This is a genomic window from Streptomyces luteolifulvus, from assembly GCF_008806595.1.
In the GTDB taxonomy this organism is placed as follows: domain Bacteria; phylum Actinomycetota; class Actinomycetes; order Streptomycetales; family Streptomycetaceae; genus Streptomyces; species Streptomyces luteolifulvus.
The window spans coordinates 301,040-318,600 of sequence record NZ_VZRB01000006.1 but is presented as its reverse complement, the minus strand read 5'-3'; the positions used below and the strand labels follow the sequence as shown (position 1 = coordinate 318,600).

17 protein-coding genes are annotated in these 17,561 nt (G+C 70.4%); 9 read left to right on the top strand and 8 right to left on the bottom strand.

All coding sequences use genetic code 11. The annotated features are described in order from the left end of the window. Window positions 1–20 precede the first annotated feature (20 nt). Window positions 21–857 carry an oxygen-binding di-iron domain-containing protein gene (locus tag F7R91_RS11960; protein WP_150947431.1) on the top strand — a complete coding sequence of 279 codons (837 nt, stop codon included), beginning with the start codon at window positions 21–23 and terminating at the stop codon, window positions 855–857. Here F7R91_RS11960 and F7R91_RS11955 read toward each other — a convergent pair. Then, entirely contained in the window at window positions 854–1,297 is a 444-nt protein-coding gene (locus F7R91_RS11955; protein ID WP_150947429.1) for a hypothetical protein, read from the bottom strand. The genes F7R91_RS11960 and F7R91_RS11955 overlap by 4 nt on opposite strands. Window positions 1,298–1,628: 331 nt before the next feature. Between F7R91_RS11955 and msrA the strand changes: the two genes are divergently transcribed. Next, on the top strand, window positions 1,629–2,141 hold the full coding sequence (gene msrA / locus F7R91_RS11950) for a peptide-methionine (S)-S-oxide reductase MsrA (protein WP_150947427.1): 513 nt from the start codon (window positions 1,629–1,631) through the stop codon (window positions 2,139–2,141). A 110-nt stretch (window positions 2,142–2,251) separates the two neighbouring features. Here the strand turns inward: msrA and F7R91_RS11945 are convergent, their stop codons facing one another. Beyond that, a complete protein-coding gene (locus tag F7R91_RS11945; protein ID WP_150947424.1) occupies window positions 2,252–3,370 on the bottom strand; it encodes a hypothetical protein in 1,119 nt (372 codons plus the stop codon). Between the two features lie 185 nt (window positions 3,371–3,555). Here F7R91_RS11945 and F7R91_RS11940 point away from each other — a divergent pair, with 185 nt between their 5' ends. After that, window positions 3,556–4,713, top strand: a complete 1,158-nt coding sequence (locus F7R91_RS11940) for a cystathionine gamma-synthase (RefSeq protein ID WP_150947422.1) — start codon at window positions 3,556–3,558, stop codon at window positions 4,711–4,713. 17 nt (window positions 4,714–4,730) lie between these two features. On the opposite strand, the gene F7R91_RS11935 is transcribed toward F7R91_RS11940, so the two are convergent. From F7R91_RS11935 to F7R91_RS11925, 3 genes are all read right to left on the bottom strand, one after another. Further along, the gene (locus F7R91_RS11935) at window positions 4,731–4,979 is read right to left on the bottom strand and encodes an amiloride-sensitive sodium channel family protein (protein WP_150947420.1); all 249 of its coding nucleotides are present in this window, start codon (window positions 4,977–4,979) and stop codon (window positions 4,731–4,733) included. Then, window positions 4,976–5,479 carry a sigma factor-like helix-turn-helix DNA-binding protein gene (locus F7R91_RS11930; protein WP_191971453.1) on the bottom strand — a complete coding sequence of 168 codons (504 nt, stop codon included), beginning with the start codon at window positions 5,477–5,479 and terminating at the stop codon, window positions 4,976–4,978. Before F7R91_RS11930 ends, F7R91_RS11935 begins: the two co-directional genes overlap by 4 nt. A 190-nt stretch (window positions 5,480–5,669) precedes the next feature. Next, window positions 5,670–6,176: a MarR family winged helix-turn-helix transcriptional regulator gene (locus tag F7R91_RS11925; protein WP_191971452.1), complete on the bottom strand. Its 507-nt coding sequence runs from the start codon at window positions 6,174–6,176 to the stop codon at window positions 5,670–5,672. Window positions 6,177–6,339: 163 nt separating this feature from the next. On the opposite strand from F7R91_RS11925, the gene ilvA reads away from it, so the two are divergent. The 3 genes from ilvA to F7R91_RS11910 all read left to right on the top strand — a co-directional run bounded on the left by ilvA (window position 6,340) and on the right by F7R91_RS11910 (window position 9,581). Next, entirely contained in the window at window positions 6,340–7,569 is a 1,230-nt protein-coding gene (ilvA, locus tag F7R91_RS11920; protein WP_150947418.1) for a threonine ammonia-lyase, read from the top strand. A 153-nt stretch (window positions 7,570–7,722) separates the two neighbouring features. Then, complete coding sequence (locus F7R91_RS11915; protein WP_150947416.1) at window positions 7,723–8,739, top strand: ATP-binding cassette domain-containing protein; 1,017 nt, start codon at window positions 7,723–7,725, stop codon at window positions 8,737–8,739. Further along, a complete protein-coding gene (locus tag F7R91_RS11910; RefSeq protein WP_150947415.1) occupies window positions 8,736–9,581 on the top strand; it encodes an ABC transporter permease in 846 nt (281 codons plus the stop codon). Before F7R91_RS11915 ends, F7R91_RS11910 begins: the two co-directional genes overlap by 4 nt. Window positions 9,582–9,639: 58 nt before the next feature. On the opposite strand, the gene greA is transcribed toward F7R91_RS11910, so the two are convergent. After that, window positions 9,640–10,140: a transcription elongation factor GreA gene (gene greA / locus F7R91_RS11905; RefSeq protein WP_150947413.1), complete on the bottom strand. Its 501-nt coding sequence runs from the start codon at window positions 10,138–10,140 to the stop codon at window positions 9,640–9,642. Between the two features lie 168 nt (window positions 10,141–10,308). Beyond that, window positions 10,309–10,707, bottom strand: a complete 399-nt coding sequence (locus F7R91_RS11900) for a DUF4307 domain-containing protein (RefSeq protein ID WP_150947411.1) — start codon at window positions 10,705–10,707, stop codon at window positions 10,309–10,311. A gap of 136 nt (window positions 10,708–10,843) precedes the next feature. Between F7R91_RS11900 and mca the strand changes: the two genes are divergently transcribed. Next, entirely contained in the window at window positions 10,844–11,704 is an 861-nt protein-coding gene (gene mca / locus F7R91_RS11895) for a mycothiol conjugate amidase Mca (RefSeq protein ID WP_191971458.1), read from the top strand. Then, window positions 11,697–11,954: a hypothetical protein gene (locus F7R91_RS41970; protein ID WP_191971451.1), complete on the top strand. Its 258-nt coding sequence runs from the start codon at window positions 11,697–11,699 to the stop codon at window positions 11,952–11,954. Before mca ends, F7R91_RS41970 begins: the two co-directional genes overlap by 8 nt. A 24-nt stretch (window positions 11,955–11,978) precedes the next feature. Here the strand turns inward: F7R91_RS41970 and F7R91_RS11885 are convergent, their stop codons facing one another. Beyond that, window positions 11,979–15,179 carry a tetratricopeptide repeat protein gene (locus F7R91_RS11885; RefSeq protein WP_150947407.1) on the bottom strand — a complete coding sequence of 1,067 codons (3,201 nt, stop codon included), beginning with the start codon at window positions 15,177–15,179 and terminating at the stop codon, window positions 11,979–11,981. 166 nt (window positions 15,180–15,345) lie between these two features. Between F7R91_RS11885 and F7R91_RS11880 the strand changes: the two genes are divergently transcribed. Further along, window positions 15,346–17,379 carry a thioredoxin domain-containing protein gene (locus F7R91_RS11880; RefSeq protein ID WP_191971450.1) on the top strand — a complete coding sequence of 678 codons (2,034 nt, stop codon included), beginning with the start codon at window positions 15,346–15,348 and terminating at the stop codon, window positions 17,377–17,379. The last annotated feature ends 182 nt before the right edge of the window (window positions 17,380–17,561 follow it).

Sequence of the window (17,561 nt, the reverse complement as noted above, 5' to 3'; positions counted from 1 at the left end):
TTGGGGGCGTGGGAGACGTCATGCCGGTTCACAAGGTCCGCCCGGACATCAGCGTCCTGAATGACAGCCTCGAGGTGCCGGGGATCGGGCACCTCCCGGTGAACGCCTTCGTGCTGTTCGCCTCCCAGCCCGTCGTCGTCGACACCGGGCTCGGGCTGCCCGACCGGAACTTCCTGGAGACGGTCGGATCCGTGATGGATCCCGCCGACGTGCGGTGGATCTGGCTCACGCATCCGGACCGGGATCACACAGGCGGAATCTTCGATCTGCTGGCCGCGGCGCCGGAGGCTCGTGTGGTGGCCACGTTCCTTTCTGTGGGGCTCATGTCCTGTGAGCGGCCGTTGCCGCTCGATCGCCTCCATCTGATCAACCCGGGGCAAACCATGGATGTCGGCGACCGGACCCTCACGGCGTTCAGACCACCGCTGTACGACAACCCGGGCACGGTCGGCTTCTTCGACGACCGGACGGGGGTCTGCTTCAGCTCCGACTGCTTCGGTGGGCCGATGTCCAGCGCCGAGTTGGCACGAGCCGATGACGTCGGTGCGGTCGGCGACGAGGAATTGCGGGCCGCGCAGCTGCTGTGGGCCACGGTCGACAGTCCATGGGTGCAGAACGTGGACGCCCAGAAGTTCCGTGGCAGCTTCCAGCCTCTACGGGAGAGGGAGCCGGAGCTCATCCTCTCCACGCACCTGCCCCCGGCACCGGGAATCACCGGGACGATGATCGACAGACTGGGTTCGGCGGCTGGGGCCCCGGCGTTCACGGGGCCGGACCAGGCAGCGCTGGAGCAGATGCTGGCGGGGTTCGAGCCCACGGGCGGCGGGCAGCCGGCGTCCGGAACTCCGGATCGTTAAGCCCGTTGGTCGGCCAGAGGCAAGGCGGCCGCCATCTCGTTCCGCTCCTTGCGGCCGATCAGCGGGAAGATGATCTTCAGTCCCTGCTCACTGTCCACCGAGGAGATGACGAACGAGGAGTTGAGTATCCGCTCCTTGATCTCCGAGCGGACGAGACCGGCGCGCGGGATCGTCATCAGGTGTTCTTCCGGCCGGGCGAACGTCGGGTTCGCGCGGAAGATGAAGATGCGGCGGTCGGTCATCGCCAGGTACATGGGGGTCGGCGCCGGGATCACGGCCATTCCACCGCCGCTCAGGATTGCAGAGGCTGCCGCGAACGCCGCCGTCCGGCGCACGGTGACGGAACTCAGGTTCACGATCGTCGCCACCTCAACCTGCTCCCCGGACTCGAGCATGGGGTCGACGGCGGCCAGGAAGAGTCTGCGGCGCTTTCCGTTCACGGGCGTACTCCTGAGAGGTCGGGCGTGAGCCGTACGGGACTGCCCCGCACGGCTTGCGGCTGTCCGGCTCCTTTGGCGCCACAGGGTCCCCGTACCCGGACAACAGCCGTGCCGGAGTCCCGCACGGGCCCGGCCGGCGTGAGTCGTCGGCATACCTTGCCATACGTGGTCAGGGACCCGTTCCTGGTGGTTCTCGCGTACACCAGGGCCGACTGGACGGGCCCGGAATCGCCAGGAACCCTCACGCGTTGAGGAGGGTGGGTATCGGAGGCCTGTGGGGTTGGCCGAGTAGGCCGAGTCGAGCAAGCCGAGAAGTATTGGAGGGGCCGTAATGGCTGCGCAGACGCAGAGGGCCGTGTTGGCGGGCGGATGCTTCTGGGGGATGGAGGAGCTGATCCGCCGCCTTCCGGGTGTGACGGCGACCCGGGTCGGATACACCGGGGGTGACGTGCCGAACGCGACGTACCGTAACCACGGCACGCACGCGGAGGCCATTGAGATCCTTTTCGACCCCGAGAAGACCGGCTACCGCGCGATCCTGGAGTTCTTCTTCCAGATCCACGACCCGAGCACCAAGAACCGCCAGGGCAACGACATCGGCCTCAGCTACCGTTCGGCGATCTACTACACGGACGACGAGCAGAAGCGGATCGCCGAGGACACGATCGCTGATGTGAACGCCTCCGGACTCTGGCCGGGCAAGGTCGTCACCGAGGTGGAGCCGGTCGGCCCCTTCTGGGAGGCCGAGCCCGAGCACCAGGACTACCTGCAGCGTTACCCGGACGGCTACACCTGCCACTTCCCGCGCCCGGGATGGCGGCTGCCCGCCCGCACGGAGGGCTGACGGCGACTGCGCGGAGGCGGCCCGGCCGACGCATCCCACGCTCGGCCGCGCCCCCGCCGGGGAACCCCCATGACGACATGCGCTGATCCGGCCGGGGATGACACAGGCGCTCAGCGCAGCAGCGTCGCCGGGCTGCCGCCGTTCGCCTCGTAGCCCGCGACCGCGAGCGCGCGGTAGACCGCGAACTCCGCCGCCGGGTCGGCACTCAGCGTCCAGGGGAGGGCGCCCACATGGCCGTCGACGTTTATCAGCTGGTTCATGGCCTCCGCCCAGCGCTCGGAGCGGACCAGGAAGAAGACCAGGAGGTGGCGGACGTGCGCCAGCATCGGGTCGTCGGGGCGGGCCGAGTGCACGGCGTGCAGCGCGCCGTGGATCGCCTTGGTGACGACCTCGCTCTGGTAGAAGCTGCTGACCAGGTTCACCTCGGGCAGGTGCTCGAAGACCGAGAACAGCGGCATCGCGGCGAGCGGGGAGCCCTGGGGCGCGCGGGCGGCGGCGGCCTCCGCGAACGACGTGGCCTGCGCGCGCGAGCCGTGCCACTTCTCGCACCAGTAGTGCAGGGCGGCCAGATGCGCTCCCATATGGGCCGGGGCGCGGTCCAGGATCTGCAGCCACAGCTGCTCGAACTCGGCCTGCGTGTAGGCGAGTCCACGGGCCACCGACAGTTCGACGATGTACGGGATCGGGTCACCGGGAGCCAGCAGCGCCGCGTCGGCGCACGCCGACCTGGCCTCCTCCATGATGATCCGGAACTCGTCCGTGCCCGGCGTCGACGTCCGCCACGCCTGCTGCACCAGGAACTCCGCGTGGACGGCCGCGCCGCCCGCGTCCTTGGGTGCCTCGGCCCGCCACACCCGCAGCCACTGGCCCCCGGGCGTCTCGCTGACCCCGCCGGGCCGCTGCTGCAGTTCCAGGGACGCGGCGCCGGCGAAGGCCTGCACACGCTGCCAGCGCAGCTCGCCCTCGCTCTCCGTGCCCGAAAGGAGCTGCGAGGCCGCCCGGTAGTCCTGGGTGTGCTGCACCAGGTCGAGGACGTCCAGCAGGTCCTGGTCGGGGCCGGGCATGCGGATGTCCAGCTCCTCCTGCCGGACGAACCCGTAGTTCGCCGGGTCCGCGGCGTCCGGGTGGCCCGGCGGCACCTGTTCGATCATGCCGCGCCTGCGCCGCAGGAACGGAAGCAGCACGAAGCCGAGCATGACCAGTGCCATCAGGACCCAGAGAATCTCCATGCCTCAAGCGAACCAGACGGTGCCGACAATTGGCCAACCTGGTCGCGGACACCTGTGGAAAACCGTCGGTGTGCCCGGAAAACCGCCGTCGTCGTCCCGTGGGGCGACGGGAACCCGCCCCTCCGTTCTCCCGCGTCCCACGGCCGTACGGCGCGGCTCCCCGGGGCGCACTACCCTCGGTGCCCATGAGCGACAGGCAGATCAGTCAGCACTTCGAGACCCTCGCGATCCACGCGGGCAACACCGCCGATCCCCTCACCGGCGCGGTCGTCCCGCCGATCTACCAGGTCTCGACCTACAAGCAGGACGGCGTCGGCGGCCTGCGGGGCGGCTATGAGTACAGCCGTAGCGCCAACCCGACCAGGACCGCCCTGGAAGAGAACCTCGCGGCGCTGGAGGGCGGCCGCCGTGGCCTCGCGTTCGCGTCCGGGCTGGCGGCCGAGGACTGCCTGCTGCGTACGCTGCTCAGCCCCGGCGACCACGTCGTCATCCCCAACGACGCGTACGGCGGAACGTTCCGTCTGTTCGCGAAGGTCGTCTCCCGGTGGGGGGTCGAGTGGTCGGTCGCCGACACCAGCGATCCCGCCGCCGTACGGGCCGCGATCACCCCGAAGACCAAGGCCGTGTGGGTGGAGACCCCCTCCAACCCGCTGCTCGGCATCACCGACATCGCCGCCGTCGCGCAGATCGCGCACGACGCGGGCGCCCGGCTGGTCGTCGACAACACCTTTGCCACGCCGTACCTGCAGCAGCCGCTGTCCCTCGGTGCGGACGCCGTCGTGCACTCCCTGACGAAGTACATGGGCGGCCACTCGGACGTCGTCGGCGGCGCGCTGATCGTCAGCGACCCGGCGCTCGGCGAGGAACTGGCGTACCACCAGAACGCGATGGGCGCGGTCGCCGGGCCCTTCGACTCCTGGCTGGTGCTGCGCGGCACCAAGACGCTCTCGGTGCGCATGGACCGGCACAGCGAGAACGCCACCAAGGTCGCCGACATGCTCACCCGGCACGCGCGCGTGACGCGTGTGCTGTACCCGGGTCTGTCCGAGCACCCCGGTCACGAGGTCGCCGCCAAGCAGATGCGGGCGTTCGGCGGCATGGTCTCCTTCCAGGTCGAGGGCGGCGAGGAGGCGGCCGTCGAGGTCTGCAACCGCGCCAAGGTCTTCACGCTCGGAGAGTCGCTCGGCGGCGTCGAGTCCCTCATCGAGCACCCCGGACGCATGACGCACGCGTCGGCGGCCGGCTCGGCCCTCGAGGTCCCGGCCGATCTCGTACGCCTCTCCGTGGGCATCGAGAACGTCGACGACCTGCTGGAGGATCTGCAGCAGGCGCTCGGCGGGTAGTCACGGGCGGCGCCGGATCACCAGTTCGTGAGCGGTGGGGTCGTGTCCGAGGGCGGCTCCACCCAGGGGTGGGCCATCAGCGCCCACACCAGGAAGGTCACCGACGCGGCGAACAGCAGCAGCCACATCAGACGGCGTGCGACGGTTCTGCGACGCAGCATGCGGCCGCCACGCCGTACGACGTCCGCGTACAGGTCGGGCGGGACGGCCGGCTGCGTCCGTTCCATGATCCGCCGCGCGGCGGCCTCCCGCTCGGGCCGGTTCACGACGTCACCGCCTTCGCGCCCATCGGCGCCGGTGCCGGTCCCCGCGGGGGATGCAGCAGTGTGGCCGTCGCCCGGTCGCAGATCGCGTGGACGCGTTCGGCGGGCAGGCCGAGCAGAGCCGCCGCCTGCTCCTCGGCGACGCCCTCGAAGAACCTGAGAACGAGGATCAGGCGCTCCTGAGGGGTGAGCGCGGCCAGCGGACTGCCGGGGTGCGGGCGGGCCCGGCCGAGGCCGCCGTACTGGTGCCACGCCCCGCGCGCGAACCGGGTGGCCAGATACTGGCGGGCACGGTCGTACGGGTCCTCGCCGCGCAGCCGGTCCCAGGACGCGTACGTGTGGGCCAGGGACAGCGTCAGCAGGCGCCGCGCGCGCGGATTGTCGTCCGGTGTCTCCGCCGTCAGCAGCGTGGCGGCATGCAGCAACCGCCCGGCAGCGCCCGCGACGAACGCCTCGAACTCCCGGGCCCGGCGGGCGCCTTGGGACGCTTGCCGTTGTCGCACCGCGCCTCCTGCCTGAGGGCGACCCTGAGGATGCGGGACCCGGCCGCGTCCGGAAACGCTCGGGCCGCCTGCGACAGGGATCCCGATCTCATATGAGGCCAGGGGTGCCCTTTCGGTCAAGAGCCACGCACGCACCGGTGGCGTCCCGCCCGGGACCGACCTCCACCGCTCCACGCGCGTGTGGCGACGCTCAGGTCGGCGACGGCGCGTCCGCTCCCGGCAGCCCCTGGACGGCCATGCGGGCCGACAGGGCGGTATTGAAGCGTGTGAGGAGCGTGCAGAAGGCCTCGCGCTCCTGCGGCGCCCAGTCGTGGGTCAGCTCGGCCATCAACTGACGCCTGGACGACCGCACTTCCTCCAGGCGCGACTGCCCGCGCGGGGAGAGCTGGAGCACCACGGCCCGCCCGTCCTCGGGGTGCGAGGTGCGCTTGACGAGTCCGGTGTCGACGAGCGGAGCCACCTGCCGGGTGACCGTGGACGAGTCGATCCTCATGCTCGCGGCGAGCGCCTTGACGCCCATCGGTCCTTCGTTGTCGAGGCGGTTGAGCAGCAGGTATGCGGCCCGGTCCATGGAGTTGCGCACCTGCCCCACCCCGCCGAGCCGGGTCTGTTCGGCACGGCGGGCGAACACCGCCACCTCGTGCTGCAGGGTGTCGAGGAGACCGGTGTCACCGACGGTCGTCATGTCCATCGACATTTCAGGTGTTGTGGGCATGGCCGGGGGCTCGCTTCATGAAGGGGGTCCTGGGTTGGGGGACAGGGTACGCGGCCGGGGGGCGGGCCGTACCGGCGCTGAGGAAACCGGTCTCGGAGGTTGGTCACAGCCGCGGTCGCGGCGAGTGAACTGCGAGACTTGAGCCATGAACCACCGCACGGCCCACCCCCCGCCGCCGGTCACCCTCGACGACGTGCGCGGCGCTCAGAAGATGCTCGCGGGCGTGGCGCGGATGACCGCCATGGAGGGCAGCCGGCACCTGTCCCAGCTGGTCGGCGCCCCGGTGCACTTCAAGTGCGAGAACCTGCAGCGGACGGGATCGTTCAAGCTGCGCGGCGCGTACGTCCGTATCGCCTGCCTGCTGCCCGAGGAGCGGGCCGCCGGAGTCGTCGCCGCGAGCGCGGGCAACCACGCGCAGGGCGTGGCGCTGGCGTCCGCGCTGCTCGGGGTGCGTTCCACCGTGTTCATGCCGCAGGGCGCCCCGCTGCCGAAGATCAGCGCCACACAGGAGTACGGCGCCGAGGTGCGCCTGCACGGCCAGGTGGTCGACGAGACGCTGGCCGCCGCGCAGGAGTACGCGGCCGAGACGGGCGCGGTGTTCATCCACCCCTTCGACCACGCCGACATCATCGCGGGCCAGGGCACGGTCGGACTGGAGATCCTGGAGCAGTGCCCGGAGGTGCGCACGATCGTCGTGGGCATCGGCGGGGGAGGGCTCGCGGCCGGTATCGCGGTCGCGGTGAAGGCGCTCAGGCCGGACGTGCGGATCGTGGGTGTGCAGGCGGCGGGCGCGGCCGCGTACCCGCCCTCGCTGGCCGCCGGGCGGCCGGTGTCGGTCGACAACCCGGCGACCATGGCCGACGGAATCAGGGTGGGGCGGCCCGGCGACGTACCGTTCGGGATCATCGGCGACCTGGTGGACGAGGTGCGCACGGTGACCGAGGACGAGCTGTCCACCGCGCTGCTGCTGTGCCTGGAGCGGGCCAAGCTGGTCGTCGAGCCCGCCGGCGCGAGTCCGGTCGCGGCGCTGCTGAGCGACCCCGGATCCGTCGAGGGGCCGGTCGTGGCGGTACTGTCCGGCGGCAACGTCGACCCGCTGCTGCTCCAGCGCATCCTGCGGCACGGCATGGCGGCGCAGGGCCGCTACCTGGCCGTACGTCTGCGGCTGACGGACCGGCCGGGCGCCCTCGCTACGCTGCTCGGGGTGTTGTCAGTGGTGGACGCTAACGTCCTCGATGTGAGCCACGTACGGACCGACCCACGGCTCGGGCTCACGGAGGCGGAGGTCGAGCTGCATCTGGAGACGAAGGGCGCGGCGCACTGCGCCGAGGTCGGCCAGGCCCTCCGCGAGGCGGGTTACAAGGTCATCGACTGAGGTCAGGGCCTGTTCGTCACTTGTTTCGTCACTCGTTCGGAAAATTCCGTTGAGAGACGCGATACATCGCGTTAGTGTTCGTCGCGTCTCATGACGACCATCCCGACCACGACCACCCCGACCACGACCAACCCCGAAGACGTGGAGACTCACATGCCAGGCGCCATCTATGCCGAAGGTCTCGTCAAGACCTTCGGCGACGTAAGGGCTCTGGACGGCGTCGACCTCGATGTGCCCGAGGGCACCGTGCTGGGCCTGCTCGGGCCGAACGGCGCGGGCAAGACGACGACGGTCCGCTGTCTGACGACCCTGCTGCGCCCCGACAGCGGCAAGGCGGTCGTCGCCGGCCTCGACGTGCTCAGGCACCCCAACGAGGTACGCCGCTCCATCGGCCTGTCCGGCCAGTTCGCCGCCGTCGACGAATACCTGACCGGCCGCGAGAACCTGCAGATGGTCGGGCAGCTCTACCAGATGAAGGCGAAGGAGGCGAAGGTCCGGGCCGACGAACTGCTGGAGCAGTTCAACCTCGCGGACGCCGCCGACCGCACCGCCAAGACCTACTCCGGAGGCATGCGCCGCCGCCTCGACCTGGCCGCGGCCCTGGTCGTCTCCCCGCCCGTGATGTTCATGGACGAACCGACGACCGGCCTCGACCCCCGCAACCGCCAGCAGCTGTGGGAGGTCATCAAACAGCTGGTCTCCGGCGGTACGACCCTGCTGCTGACCACCCAGTACCTCGAAGAGGCCGACCACCTCGCGCACGACATCGCGGTCGTCGACCACGGCCGTGTCATCGCCCGCGGCACCTCCGACCAGCTCAAGGCCCGCACCGGAGGCGAGCGCGTCGAGGTCGTCGTCCACGACCGCGAACACATCCCGACCGCCGCCGAGGTGCTGGCCGGGTTCGGCAAGGGCGACACCTCCATCGAGGATCACACCCGCATGCTCACCGTCCCCGTCACCGGCGGCGCCAAGCTGCTGGCCGAGGTCATCCGCGAGCTGGACGCCCGCGGCATCGAGATAGACGACATCGGGCTGCGCCGCCCGACCCTGGACGACGTCTTCCTGTCCCTGACCGGCCATGTGGCCGAGGTGAAGGACGAGGAGCCCGGCGCGGCGGCCGGCGCGGCCGCCAAGGACCGCCGGCACAAGAAGGAGACCGCCAAGTGAGTGCCGTGACCGATGCCGTGCGGATCGCCGCGCCCGGCAACCCCGTCACCCAGTCCGTCCGCGACTCGCTGGTCGTCGCGAAACGCAACCTGATCCGTATGTCGCGGATCCCGGAGATGGTCATCTTCGGGCTCATCCAGCCGATCATGTTCGTGGTGCTGTTCAGCTATGTGTTCGGCGGCTCCATGAACATCGGCGGCACCACCGACCCCGCCGTCTACCGCGAGTTCCTGATGGCCGGCATCTTCGCGCAGACCGTCACCTTCGCCACCGCGGGGGCGGGCGCGGGCATCGCCGACGACATGCACAAGGGCCTGATCGACCGCTTCCGCTCGCTGCCCATGGCCCGCGGCGCGGTGCTGACCGGGCGCACCCTCGCCGACCTGGTGCAGACGGCGCTCACCCTGTTCGTGCTGGCCGTGGTCGCCCTGCTGGTCGGCTGGCGCACCCACACCAACTTCGGTGAGGTGCTCGGCGCCTTCGGGCTGCTGCTCCTGCTGGGCTATGCCTTCACCTGGGTCGGCGCGCTGATCGGCCTGTCCGTGCGCACCCCGGAGGCGGCCACCTCGGGCGGACTGATCTGGCTGTTCCCGGTCACGTTCATCTCGAACGCGTTCGTGGACTCCAGCAGGATGACGCCCTGGCTGCAGCACGTCGCCGACTGGAACCCGTTCAGCGCGACGGTCCAGGCCTGCCGTGTGCTCTTCGGCAACCCCGGGGTCTCGCCCTCGGACGCCTGGCCCATGGAGCACCCCGTGTGGGCCTCGCTGATCTACTCGGTCCTGATCATCGTCATATTCAGGACGCTGGCGGTGCGGAAGTACCGGTCCGCGACGGCATGACAGTGCCCCCGGCGTCTCGGGGACGCCGGGGGCCGGTCAAAGGACATGCCGGACGGGATCAGCTGGTGTACGGCTCGGCCTTGAGGATCGTCACCGAGGCCTTCTTGCCGTTGGGCAGCTCGTACTCCGCGTCCTCGCCGACCTTGTGGCCGATCACGCCGGCGCCCAGCGGCGACTGCGGCGAGTAGGTCTCGATGTCGGCGCTGGCGTACTCGCGGGAGGCGAGCAGGAACGTCAGCGTGTCGTCCTCGTCGCCGTCGAAGGCGATCGTCACGACCATGCCGGGCGCGACCGCACCGTCCGCCGAGGCCGGCGCCTCACCGACCTGGGCGTTCTCCAGGAGCTGGGTCAGCTGGCGCACACGGAGCTCCTGCTTGCCCTGCTCCTCCTTGGCCGCGTGGTACCCGCCGTTCTCACGCAGGTCGCCCTCCTCGCGCGCGGCCGCGATCTTGGCGGCGATCTCCGTGCGCGCAGGACCAGTAAGGTGCGCAAGCTCGTTCTTGAGCTTGTTGTACGCCTCCTGGGTCAGCCAGGTGACGTTCTCGCTGGTCTGGGTCACAGGTGCTCCTCGTAGGTACTGGGAATACAAAGCATCGCCCTACCCAGAAGAATGTTCCTTCTCGGATGGGCGAAACCACGAGCCTAACAATTCAGGGGCGGAAGGGGGAGGACATAAGCCACCAGAATTTCATTGACGCAGGTCAGCACCCACGCATTCGGAGCGACGTCAGTCGGCGTGGCAGCCGAGCAGTTCGGCCGTCGTGCCCGCCGAGGTGGTGCGGAGCGTGACGACCTTGTCGATGCGTGTCGCGGGCCCCTCGAAGCGGAAGTCGGCCCGGCCCACCTCGGCACCGTTCTCCGCCTGGGACCGCAGCGTGCAGTATCCGCTGACGCCGGCGTCCTTGCGGACCTCCAGATGCACCTTCACCGCGTCCGTCGACGGATCGAACGTGATCACCTCGGCGCTGATCTTGTTCTGGCCGACGTAGTGGTAGGCGAAGTAGCCGACCAGAGCGAGAAGCGCCGCCGCGAGGACGGCACCGACGACCTTCAGCGTGCGGTCCGCGCGCGCGTCCGAGGAACGGCCGTAACGGCCCTCGGGCGGACGCGTGCTCGCCGTCGTCATGATCGTCCTCTCGGCCTGGGGCAGGACCCCGGAATTAATCGCCCCCCGATTCGGTCACTATAGAAGCCGCCGATCGCACCGGCTCACACCGGGCGCCGACTACGAGGATTGAGTCTTGACTGACCAGCTGCGACTGATGGCCGTGCACGCCCACCCCGACGACGAGTCGAGCAAGGGCGCGGCCACCATGGCGAAGTACGTGTCCGAGGGGGTGGACGTGCTGGTCGTGACCTGCACGGGCGGGGAGCGCGGCTCCATCCTCAATCCGAAGCTGCAGGGCGACAAGTACATCGAGGAGCACATTCACGAGGTACGCAAGAAGGAGATGGACGAGGCCCGCGAGATCCTCGGCGTCGGGCAGGAGTGGCTCGGCTTCGTCGACTCCGGCCTGCCCGAGGGCGACCCGCTGCCGCCGCTGCCCGACGGCTGCTTCGCCCTGGAGGACGTCGACAAGGCGGCCGGCGAGCTGGTGAAGCAGATCCGCTCGTTCCGGCCCCAGGTGATCACGACGTACGACGAGAACGGCGGCTACCCGCACCCCGACCACATCATGACCCACAAGATCTCCATGGTGGCGTTCGAGGGAGCCTCCGACACCGAGAAGTACCCGGAGGCCGAGTTCGGCCCCGTGTACCAGCCGCTCAAGCTGTACTACAACCAGGGCTTCAACCGCCCGCGCACCGAGGCACTGCACCACGCCATGCTGGAGCGCGGCCTGGACTCTCCCTACGGGGAGTGGCTCAAGCGGTGGAGCGAGTTCCAGCGCACCGAGCGCACGCTCACCACGCACATCCCCTGCGCCGACTTCTTCGAGATCCGTGACAAGGCCCTGATCGCGCACGCCACCCAGATCGACCCCGACGGCGGCTGGTTCCGGGTCCCGATGGAGCTCCAGAAGGAGGTCTGGCCGACGGAGGAGTACGAGCTCGCGAAGTCACTCGTGGACAGCTCCCTCCCCGAGGACGACCTCTTTGCGGGCATCCGCGACAATGCCTGACATGAGCGCAAGCGCAAGCCTGGCAATGACACACCTCGTCCCCCTCGCCAAGGAGGTGGACGAGAACAAGGTCACCCCCGGCGTCCTCGGCTTCATCGTCTTCGCGGCGATGGCCCTGGCCGTATGGGCGCTGATGAAGTCGATGAACCGCCACATGGGCAAGGTCGACTTCAAGGAAGCGCCCGACCCCGAGGCGGACGGGTCCGCGTCCGAGGACACCCCGGCCGAGCCCAACTCCAAGCGGGGCTGACGCATCCGGGAGGGCGGGCGCCGGTCAGCGCTGGGCCGGCACCGCCACCCCCATCACCTCACGGGCGTGGCGGTTCGGCACCATGCCCAGCCGCCATGCCTGCCAGCCCGCCGCCAGGTCGACGCCCCGCTCCAGCAGCAGCTGATACGCCTCGACGTAGTCGTCCAGCTTCCCGTCCCGCGAGGAGTGTCCCGCCCGCGACAGCCGGGCCAGCTCCTCCTGCGCCACCGCCGTGCCGATCTCCACACCCCCGGGAGCGGCGTACGGCAGCAGCGTGCAGCGCAGGAAACGCGCCCAGTCCTCGCCCCGCCGGTCGCCGTACGACGTGAACAGCTCCACCGCCTCGTCGCACAGCGCCAGCGCCTGCTGCGTACGGGCGTTTCCCGCGTCGACGACCGCCAGCTCCAGACAGGTCCACGCCTCGCCGTGCGCGACACCGATGCGCTGGAAGTCCGCACGGGCATCCACCAGCAGTTGACGGGCAAAACCCGAGTTGCGCAGCGAACCCGTCTGCGCCGCACGCTGATCACGGGTGGCCCGCGCCGAATGGTGACGGGCACACGCCAGGCCGTACACGTCCCGCATCCGCGAGAACATCGTCCGTGAGCGCTCCAGCTCACGCACCGCCTGATCCAGATCGCCCGTCTCCTCCAGCGCCTGGCCCAGGTAATAGACCGTCCACGCCTCACCGCGGGCGTCCTCGTTGTCCCGGTGCCGCGCCGTCGCCTGCCGCAGACCCTCCACCGCCGCCGAGGCGTCACCGGCGACCAGACCGGCCCGGGCCAGCTGGGTCAGGGCCCACGCCTCACCACGGCCGTCACGGGTACGGCCGTACAGATCCAGGGCGTCACGCAGCTCCGCCTCCGCGCGCGCAATGTCCCCCATGCGCAGACCCAGCTGACCGAGCTGGAAGTGCGCCCACGCCTCGCCGTGCACCGACTCGCCCGCACGATGCAGCACCAGGGACTCCGTCAGCAGCTCCATCGCCTCGGACAGCCGGCCACGGTCACGCTCGACCGCCGCCAGCGCGTGCATCGTCCAGGCACGGTCCGTGGCCAGCTCCGCGGGCGCCTGAAGATCCAGCGCCTCCCGCAGCTTCGCCGTCGCCTCACCGAGATTGCCCTGGTGATGCAGGGTGATACCGAGCGAGCACAGCGCACGGGCCGCCCCCGCGTCGTGATGGGCCTCCCTGTACAGATCGACCACCGAGGTCAGCGTGGTGCGCGCCTTGTCCAGCTCACCCAGCTGCCGGGCCGCGATGCCCGTACGCCACTGCACCGAGCGGACCAGCAGACCCTCGTCGACTGCCTGCGCCAGCTCGCTGATCTCGCCCAGGCGGTACAGATCGCCGCGCAGCAGGCAGTAGTCGCACAGGGCACCCAGCAGATTCAGCACGGCGGCCTGGTCGACGCCCTCCGCGTGCCGCAGCGTCGCCGTGATGAAACTCGACTCGTCGTCCAGCCAGCGCAGCGCCTCGTCGAGGGAGGTGAAGCCGTGCGGACTGAATCGGTCCGAGCGGGTCGACATATGGCCGTCCACCAGACGCAGCACCGAGTCCGCCAGGTCCGCGTAGTTCACGATCAGCCGCTCCTGCGCCGCCGTACGCTCCGACGCCTCCTCCTCGTCGGCGAGACGTGCCTGCGCGAACGTACGGACCAGATCGTGGAGGCGGTAGCGGCTGCCCCGCACATGGTCGATGAGGCCGGCTCTCGCCAGCGCCACCAGATGCCGGGTCGCCTCCGTCTCGTCCGTCGCCAGCAGCGCCGCCGCCGCGGCCGCGCCCAGCGACGCCCGGCCCGCCAGCGCCAGCCGACGCAGCAGCCGGCGGGCCGTGTCCGACTGGTCGGTGTAGCGCAGCCACAGCGCACGCTCCACCGGCTCCACCGGACCGTACGCACCCAGATCCGAGGCCAGCGCACGCGGCGAGCGCGGGCCCAGGGCGGAGCCCGCGATCCGCAGCGCCAGCGGCAGCCCGCCGCACAACTCCCGGATCCGGTCGGCCGCTTCGGCGTCGTACGGCCCCGAACCGTTCTCCGCCGACGCATTCAGCAACTCCTCCGCGCCGGCCGCGTCCAGCGACTGCACCGGAAGCTGGTGCACCCAGGCGGAGAGGCCCGCGGGCAGATCGACGGGCCCCCGGGCCGTGACCAGGACCAGACTGTCGGAACGCTCCGGGACGAGCGTGCACACCTGCGCGGGGTCGCAGGCGTCGTCCAGGACGACGACGACCGGCACGCCCGTCAGATGCTGGTGGTACAGCTCGCTCAGCCGCTTGACCTGCTGCTCGGGGGACGAACGCTCACGGAACAGCAACTGCTCGCGCGGCGCGCCGAGACGGTTCAGCAGGTGCAGCAGCGCGTCGCGGGTGGGGAGCGGCGACTCTTCCGCAGTGTCGCCGCGCAGATCCACGACGCACGCCCCGCGGAACTGGTCCTTGAGATCGTGGGCCGCGCGGACCGCCAGGGTGGTCCGGCCGCTGCCGGGGGCACCGTGCAGCACGACCACCGTCGGCCGCGTCTCGGTGCTCGCGCGGGCCGCCTGCACCCACTGCCGGATCCGCGCCAGCTCCTGCCGACGTCCCGCGAACGGGCCCACCGGTTCGGGAAGCTGACCGAACGACTGCTGCAGCACACTGCGCCCGCGGGCCGCCGCGCTCTTGTCCGTGCCGCGCAGCCGCGGCCCCGTCTTCTTCGGGCCGGTGGAGGCGCTCAGCACACGCTGCTGGTCCAGGAACGGACGGATGCCCCGTACCTCCAGCGCCGTCAGCCACTGCAGACGCAGCTGCTCCGGACCGCCGGGCTGACCGATGGCGCCCGCGCGGTGATGGGCGGCGGGCAGATGGGAACCGGCCACCTTCACCACGGTCGCCGCCGCACCCACGACCCCCACCGTCATCCCGGTGCCCAGCGCCGTGCCCGCGCCGGTGCCGAGGGCCAGATCGGCCACGGTGGCGGCGACCGCGGCGACACCGGCCACCAGCAGCGCAGTGCCCGCGCCCTCCCGCGCATACCGCTGCCCGAAGGTGAGCCGTCCCGCCTCCGCCTCGTCCAGCGCGCGCGTGTACGCCTCGTACTCCTCCGCCGCCGTCTGCGCCATCGCCTCCAGCGATCCACGCGCCCGCGACAGCAGCACACTCCCCTCGGTACGCCCACCCGACCGGCGCACCTCCTCCTCCACGGCCCGCGCCAACAACCGCTCGGCCTCGGCCCGATGACTGTCCCGCATGTCACGTCCCCCTTCGGTGGCAACGGGTTTCTTGGTCAAGTGTGCTGTGCACGGAGCGTGGAGGGGAGGGGGCGGAATCAGGGGGACGTGTGACGAAACGGCCCAGGACGGGCCGCGCCACGGGCGGCTGTCCGATGTTCCCGGGGTGCTGCGGCAGGATGGAGGTATGCCGAACCGACTGGCTCATGAGACCTCCCCGTATCTCCTCCAGCACGCCGACAATCCCGTCGATTGGTGGCCCTGGTCGGCGGAGGCGTTTGAGGAGGCCCGGCGGCGGGGCGTACCGGTGCTGCTGAGTGTCGGCTATTCGAGTTGTCACTGGTGCCATGTCCTCGCCACGGAGAGCTTCGAGGACGAAGCGGTCGCCGCCTACATGAACGACCACTTCGTGAACATCAAGGTCGACCGGGAAGAGCGCCCCGACGTGGACGCCGTCTACATGGAGGCCGTGCAGGCGGCGACCGGGCAGGGCGGGTGGCCCATGACCGTGTTCATGACTCCGGAGGCCGAGCCGTTCTACTTCGGGACGTACTTTCCGCCGGCGCCCCGGCACGGCATGCCCTCGTTCCGGCAGGTGCTGGAAGGCGTGCGCAGTGCCTGGGCCGAGCGGCGGGACGAGGTCGCCGAGGTGGCCGGGAAGATCGTACGGGATCTGGCGGGGCGGGAGATCGGTTACGGCGACAGCAGTGCGCCCGGTGAGGAGGAGCTTGCGGGGGCGCTGCTCGGGCTGACCCGGGAGTACGACCCGCGGCGCGGCGGGTTCGGCGGGGCGCCCAAGTTTCCGCCGTCCATGGTGATCGAGTTCCTGCTGCGGCACCATGCGCGGACCGGGGCCGAGGGGGCGCTGCAGATGGCCGTCGACACCTGCGAGCGCATGGCGCGTGGCGGTATCTACGACCAGCTCGGCGGTGGGTTCGCCCGATACTCCGTCGACCGGGACTGGGTCGTGCCCCACTTCGAGAAGATGCTGTACGACAACGCCCTGCTCTGCCGTGTCTACGCCCATCTGTGGCGAGCCACCGGGTCCGAGCTCGCCCGTCGGGTCGCTGTGGAGACCGCGGACTTCATGGTGCGTGAACTGCGCACCGCCGAGGGCGGGTTCGCCTCCGCGCTCGACGCCGACAGTGACGACGGAAGCGGGAAGCACGTCGAGGGCGCCTACTACGTATGGACGCCGCAGCAGTTGCGCGAGGTCCTCGGGGAGGAGGACGCCGAGCTCGCGGCCCAGCACTTCGGGGTGACCGGGGAGGGCACGTTCGAGCAGGGCGCCTCCGTCCTGCAACTGCCTCAGGACGAGGGTGTGTTCGACGCCGGCAGGATCGCGGGCATCCGCGACAGGCTGCTCGGGGCCCGGTCGGCCCGTCCCGCCCCCGGCCGCGACGACAAGGTCGTCGCCGCCTGGAACGGGCTCGCCGTCGCCGCGCTGGCCGAGACCGGTGCCTACTTCGACCGTCCCGACCTGGTGGAGGCCGCGCTCGGCGCAGCGGATCTGCTCGTACGGCTGCACCTGGACGACCACGCCCGTCTCGCCCGGACCAGCAAGGACGGTCACATGGGCGCGAACGCGGGTGTGTTGGAGGACTACGCCGATGTGGCGGAGGGTTTCCTCGCGCTGGCCTCCGTCACCGGGGAGGGCGTGTGGCTGGAGTTCGCCGGGCTGCTGCTCGATCATGTCCTCGACCGGTTCGCCGACCCGGAGTCGGGTGCGCTGTACGACACCGCCGCCGACGCCGAGCAGTTGATCCGCCGGCCGCAGGATCCGACGGACAACGCCACCCCGTCCGGCTGGACCGCCGCCGCGGGCGCCCTGCTGGGCTATGCCGCCCACACCGGTTCGGAGCCGCATCGCACCGCCGCCGAGCGGGCGTTGGGCGTCGTCAAGGCGCTCGGCCCGCGGGTGCCCCGGTTCATCGGCTGGGGGCTCGCGGTCGCCGAGGCGCTGCTGGACGGGCCGCGCGAGGTCGCTGTCGTGGGCCCGGGCCTGGACGACGAGGGCACAAAGTCCCTGCACCGTACGGCACTTCTCGGCCAGGCTCCGGGCGCGGTCGTGGCGGTCGGGACTCCGGAGAGTGACGAGTTCCCGCTGCTCGCCGACCGGCCCCTGCTGCACGGTGAACCAACCGCTTATGTCTGCCGTAATTTCACCTGTGATGCCCCGACGACCGAACCTGAGCGGCTGCGTACCGCGTTGAGCGGCTGAAAACAGCAGGAAAACAGGCGTGGAGGGGCTTATTCCGCACGCCCAAATGGGCTGCGTGTTCGGATACCTCCCGCTAGCCCCCGCACCGTTCCGAAACACTCTATTTATCGGAACAGCTCTCACGCTTCACAGTTCCCCCTTACTCTCTCCACAGTGACGCGACGGATGTGACTCACCGTTGC